4 protein-coding genes are annotated in these 6,043 nt (G+C 58.4%); 2 read left to right on the plus strand and 2 right to left on the minus strand.

All coding sequences use genetic code 11. The features are described 5' to 3' along the window. The first annotated feature begins 222 nt into the window (after positions 1–222). Positions 223–876 carry a TetR family transcriptional regulator gene (locus AB6804_RS31345; RefSeq protein ID WP_370889761.1) on the plus strand — a complete coding sequence of 218 codons (654 nt, stop codon included), beginning with the start codon at positions 223–225 and terminating at the stop codon, positions 874–876. 161 nt (positions 877–1,037) lie between these two features. Here AB6804_RS31345 and AB6804_RS31350 read toward each other — a convergent pair whose 3' ends face one another. Both AB6804_RS31350 and AB6804_RS31355 read right to left on the minus strand, forming a co-directional pair. Then, a complete protein-coding gene (locus AB6804_RS31350; protein WP_370889762.1) occupies positions 1,038–3,674 on the minus strand; it encodes a filamentous hemagglutinin N-terminal domain-containing protein in 2,637 nt (878 codons plus the stop codon). Next, positions 3,577–4,245, minus strand: a complete 669-nt coding sequence (locus AB6804_RS31355; protein WP_370889763.1) for a filamentous hemagglutinin N-terminal domain-containing protein — start codon at positions 4,243–4,245, stop codon at positions 3,577–3,579. The genes AB6804_RS31350 and AB6804_RS31355 overlap by 98 nt, the downstream gene beginning before the upstream one ends. A 191-nt stretch (positions 4,246–4,436) precedes the next feature. Between AB6804_RS31355 and AB6804_RS31360 the strand changes: the two genes are divergently transcribed. Next, entirely contained in the window at positions 4,437–5,678 is a 1,242-nt protein-coding gene (locus AB6804_RS31360) for a hypothetical protein (protein WP_370889764.1), read from the plus strand. Positions 5,679–6,043: the final 365 nt, after the last annotated feature.

Here is a 6,043-nt window from a genome sequence, read left to right on the forward strand (position 1 = left end):
CGACAGCACACCGGCTCAGCAACCGCTTGCCGCCTGATCAGGCCGCGCCTTGCAAACACCACAATTGACATTAACTCCGACAGGCGGTCACGGCACCTCATTGAGGCTAAATACCGGCGGGCAAAGTCAAGGCGTCATTGCGGCATGGAAAAAAGGCGCGGATCGACCATAATGGATGTACCTACATAGTCGAACGCGCCGGGCTGATCGAGGGGGAGCGACATGTCACAGATCTCGGAGACAGGCACGAAAACGGTCAAAAGAGACCCCGAGGGTACGCGGCGGCGGATTCTTGAAGCGGCGACCGAGCAGTTCGGGACGCTAGGACTCGCTGGCGCACGGATAGACGCAATTGCGAAGGCGGCGGAGACCAACGAGCGCATGCTCTACTACTACTTCGGTAGCAAAGAGCTGCTTTATGTCGCCGTCCTGGAATCGATGTACGCGGACTTCGCCGAGAAGGAAAGCGGCCTTGATCTTTCGGGACTGGAGCCGCGCGACGCAATAGCGACACTCGCCAAATCGATATGGACGCACCTTTGGAACAGCCCTGAGTGGCTCAGCCTGATCAACTGTGAGAACCTGCATAAAGGTCGGTACCTGCAGGCTTCAGACAAGCTGGGCGCGACTATCTCGCCCGTGATCGATGTCATCGACAAGGTGCTCAAGCGCGGGGCGGCCGCCGGTCAATTTCGTGCCAACGTTGATGCCCTCGACTTCTACGTGACGGTGGTCGGAATGGGCTACTACACTGCCTCGAACCGCTTCACCATCAGTGCGTTCACTGGACGCGACTACTTGCAACATCTGCAACGGGAACAAATTTTTGAGATGCATCAAGCCATGTTGGACGCATACTTGGGTCCGAACCCGTAGATAACAGTTCAGTCAACGACCGCATTGGCAACGCCTCTAATCGACCCTCAACGGTCCCACAGAATGGCGAGACATCGACGGCTGGTTAAGGAGTCAACGCGACATTCCAAAAGTATGACGCTGACGCTACGTCTAACCTTTTGCCAGTAGAAAGTCGCGGTCTAATATCGAAGCTGGGGAAACCCATACTGTTCTGGTGCCTCCCAGGTGCCGCTTGAGCTGAAGTCCCATGTGGGTCCGTAGCTCGCTGACTTGCCAAGACCTGCAGTGGTCAAGCCCCTCGTCGCGGGAATCATGGTGCCCTGACCCACACCGCTTGTTGCGTTTCCCACCTCTTTACCCCAGAAGACATCCGGTGCAACCTGGCCGACGTTGACCCCAGCGACGCCCCCAAGCGGAGCGCCGCTAAGCGTCGTACTAGTCCGAGCGTTAGTGACCGATTGCGCAATGGAACCCGAGTTTGAGCCGATCAATCCGCCGACAGGCCCGCCTGCGCTGACAGTCGGTGCCTCGGGTTGGTCCCCGTAGTATGTCTGCTCTATGTGGCCGCGATTCTCGCCTGCGACGCCTCCGGCCGGACCGTGTTCGCTCGTCACACCCCCTGACCCGCCTCCACCTGCAGCACGAATTACGATTCCCTCGTTGATGCCAACCGTACCGCCGGTCGCCGCTCCGCCCGATACCGTGATGAAGTTGCTCCTTGTTTTCGCCATCACACCGCGATTTATACCCACGACGCCCCCCGTAGCGGTGGTGCCTCCGCGCACGGTTCCGTCGGCGGAAACGTCGATCATCAGACCGTCGTTGCGCCCCGCTATCATGCCAAGCGCGCCTTCGCTCGCCGTCACTGCCCCATTGACCAGACCGAAATTGCGGACCACCGCCCCCTTGCCGATCACGCCAAACATACCGGTAGCCGAATTGACATTGGTATTGTGAGCATCGACGATTACCGAGAGGATTGAACCGCCGCCGTCGAACTGTCCGGTGAACGGATGCTCCGAGCTGCCGATGGGCGACGGCAGTGTCGTACCGCTGTAGAGGTTCGCAGAGGGATTTACGTGATAATTGCCGGCGAGGTTGGCGTAGATAGCGTTGAAGTCGGCCGAATCGTTGATTTGCATATAGCCGGTGATCTGGGTTTTCAGCCCGCTCAGATGTGCCGGACGCCACGCGGGATTGGTGCGCTGAACGCCCGGTACGTACGCCCCGTTTCTGTCGTAGTACATCTCAACGAGACCCGTGCTGCGGCACCATTCGATCAAGCCGTTATTCACCACGCTGCCACCGTTTCCGACACCGTTAGCGTCGGCGAAGATGCCAAGCGACCCGCGGCCGGCGTTTCCTATCTTGACGCCACGTTCGATCGTGACGGACCGGCCCGCGCGCAGGGACAGCATCGCGTCGCCCCGCCAGGTCAGGTTCGCGCGCAGACCGATATTGCCTTGCGCGCTGCCGCTGTTGAGATTGGCGGTGTCGATGTCGATCGACGTGCCCGCCGACAGGTTGCGAGAGAAGGTCCGCGCGAGGGACTCGTCGATAGTCAGTGCACTTGTGGTGATCGACCAATAGCTCGCGTCGACATGGGCACCTTCGGCCTTGACCTGAGCGGCGCGGACCTCAACGACGCCGTACTTTCCGTCTTTGTCGCCCGCAGCAACGGACGCGCCGCGGATCCCTACCTTGCCTTGCTCCGCAATAAGCCACACGTGACCATCGCGCTGCTCCGTGGCGGTCGCGCGCATTTCGCGGTTCCTGCCCGCGAGCGCATAGATGTTGCCGTCGGCAACCTCGAGGCTGATCTGTGCGGCTCGCACTATGCCCGCATTCTCAACCGTTCCAGCGCTTCCCATTTGTACTGACACCTGCCTGCCGGTGTCGTCCCAAGCGACAAGGATGTTTGCCGTGCGGCCGGCAGCCATTTCAACACTGCCATTCGCGGCGTCTATCTCACCTGCATTGACGACCCGCTTGCCGGCAAGAAGCAGGACTTCACCCGCCTGCGAGCTGATCTTTCCTAGATTAATGACACTGCCTTCGCCGTTGCCGGAGAAAACCATATACGGATAATTGCGCATGAAGTCGCTATTACTGACATCAAGCGTCGACGCGACGAAGCGTCCACCCGTAGCCACGACCCCGTTTTTTCCGATGACAACGCCCTGCGGGTTAACGAGGTAAACAGCCGCGATGCCGGTTAGCGTACCGTCGATACGCGACGGTGTTGGCCCGGTGACGCGATTCAAAGTGGCGCCGCCGGGATTCTGAAGGGCCACCGTATTCCCGGCACCAATCGAGAAGCTCTTCCAGTCGATCACGGCATACGGAGAGCTTTGTGCAACGGTAAGCTTTGCGCCGTCCTGCTTCAGGACGCCCGAGCCGGCAACGAACCGCCCGTCTTGCGGCAGCGCGCCTGCAGCAAACGCGCTAATGCTGGCTAGAGAAAGCCCGCTTACGACCCAACGCGCACATATGTGCGGAAGCCGCCAGCCGCACTCCTCGACTTGACGTATCAGGGACGAAGACATAAACACCCCGCGAACGGTTGCGTGGCCTGAACGGTGCGCCATCGCTTGAGCATAGGCAGTTTTCCTGCAAACGCAATCACGTCGATTGACGGCGTCTTTGCTTGACAGCGTTTCACTGCTGACTGTCGTCGTCTCGGCGACATGCCCGTTCGCAAGTCTCGGCAGCAAGTTGTCACTGATGTCTTCGATTTTCTCTTTTCTGCGGTCTAGGTTGATTCCCCGTCCGCGATAAACGCTTGGTACTCTCAAGGACGAAGCGATGATCGACAACCAACTTCTGCCGCGTAGGCGCGTGCCCCAAGAGAATGCCGCGGACTCTGCATTTGGCGATGATTCGCCCGAGATTCACGACGCGTCCTTGTGCACTGCCCTTGGCCGTCAAGGGACCGCCTCCCATGAACGCGGTGCTGTCGATGTCTAGCGCCGACGCGACAAAGCGTCCGCCGACGCTCTCAACACCGCTGCACCTGATCAGCACGCCTTGTGGATTGACCAGGTAGAAGCTCCCGGTGGCGTTCAAGCTTCCTTCGATGACGGAGCGTTGCACACCGCTCACGCGCCCGAAGGTAGACCCTCTGCCGTTTTGAATGTCGACGCGGTTCGCGTCGCCAATCGAAAAGCTGCGCCAGTCGACAACCGCTCGGGGCGAAGACTGGTGCACCTCTAGGGTGTTCGCGGTCGCCTGCAGCGTTCCCACCCCTGCAATGAACTTGCCGCCCTTGGGTAAGGGTCCTGCGCAGTAGGCGCTTGCCGAGACGGCGCAGGCGCCTATGCCGAGGACGCATCGAAGAAACGCTGTAAGCAGCGGGGCCGCTGCAGAATGGGTGGAACGCTCGTACAACGTCCCGAGCTCGTCAAGTACGGCACAGACGTTCGATCGTGCGAAATGGCGGCGCACGATCCTAATTGATATGTAGTGCAAAGTACGCGCATTCAAGGTACATTGAAGAGTACGCTGTCTCACTGCGCAAGCATAAAACGCGAAGCGCAGGGCTGCATGTGAAGCGGAACATGCTGAAGAGGAGCACTGTGATGGGGATCACAATTACCCGGTCTAAGCCGCCAATTTTTGCCCGGTCGGATCGATCCATACAGCGTCTGCTTGCGTTTCGTCGGTTCTTTCTCAACGGTCTCTGGGCGTTAGGAATGTCCTTGCTGTGTGGGGGACTCGTCCATTCAGCGGTGCTCAAAGAGGGCGACGTTCTGGTCGTCGACCAGTATGCCAACAAGCTCTTCAAAGTAGACGCAGAGAACGGTGCACGTACCGTAGTCAGCGATTTTAGCGATGCCTCCCAGGGACCAAAAAGCGTGACGACTTTCGGCCTCAGAGGCCTTGCGGTCGGGCGACGGAAAATCTTCGTGACGGATGCGTACACGGGCATCTTCGAGGTAGATCCTCGCAATGGACAGCGTACCCTCGTGAGCGACATCACTCACGGTTCAATTCACGGGGAGCTTTACTACGGGGCGGCAGTAGATGTCGACGATCAAGTCTTTGCAAATCTGCAACTATTCTTTGAATCGCAGCAATACGTGGTTCGTGTCGACACCCAGAGCGACACCCGCGTTCTTGTCAGCGACTACGCTAGTCCGGCGCAGGGGCCGCTTTTGTCTCCTTGTTGTTACGTGACCGACCTAACGCTCGATCGATCCGGAGCGATAGTTGCCGGCACGGAGTTCACTGTTACCAAAGGCCACGGAGCCGCGCTTTACCGGATCGATCAGAAAACGGGCATTCGCCGGCTTGTGAGCGACTTTACTGATCGGGCGCAAGGCATCGATACAGTCGGCTTGGAGTTTGCAACCGGCCTTGCCGTTGAGTCGTCCGGACAGATCCTTGTCAATACAGCAGGAGAATATAACGGTCAGATTTTACTTTTGCGTGTCGATCCCGGAACTGGCATGCGTACTGTCCTTAGCGATCTTGGCGACGCAGCGCAAGGACCCATCGGAGTGTCTCTCCATGGTCTCGCTGTAAAGATCTCGGGAGAAATAATTGTTAGCTCCGCTACCGCGACTTGGGTGCCGAACCTTTATCGGATCGACCCGCGAACAGGACACCGGGCCGTGCTTAGCGATTCTAGTGATTCGAAGCAAGGAGAGCCATTCCAAAGGATTGTCGAGATTGCCGTTGTACGTGGAGAGCACGAGGATGCCCGCGTTCGCCATGGCCACCATCGTCACGAAGGCCATCATTGTTTCGAAGGTACGGGGAGGGAAGGACACCACGCGAATCCTACAGGGGATTCGCTTGTAAGTCCTTTTGGTCGGTGACATCCGGGTAACCGAGGCGCCACGAAGCGACGTTCGGTCGATGATGCGTTCGGCCACTGAGCGCATCAAGGTTCGTGGGACAGGGCGGCACTTAACCTCCTGTCACACGCTCCTGGCAGCCTATCCGCGTTAGAAGACAGAATTAGGCTTCACCGACGATAAGGAAAGCAGCCGACGAGACAGTCACGCTAGCGTGGTGGGGTGACAAGGACCGGGAATATCCGTTTTACGCGTGCGACTCAGGTTACGCAGTCAGCGAAACTTACTTTTTGGCAGCGGGCAGAGGTGCTCCTAGTGTCCTGTCCCAGAAATTACTTTACGTAAATGCAGCATGTTCTATGATCAATCTAGAGTGCGCGGGAGAC

This window comes from Caballeronia sp. RCC_10 (assembly GCF_041360715.1).
Lineage (GTDB): Bacteria > Pseudomonadota > Gammaproteobacteria > Burkholderiales > Burkholderiaceae > Caballeronia > Caballeronia grimmiae.

Coding starts and splice junctions, on each gene's coding strand:
- AB6804_RS31345 (WP_370889761.1), top strand. CDS start 223: ATGTCACAGATCTCGGAGACAGGCACGAAAACGGTCAAAAGAGACCCC.
- AB6804_RS31360 (WP_370889764.1), top strand. CDS start 4,437: ATGGGGATCACAATTACCCGGTCTAAGCCGCCAATTTTTGCCCGGTCG.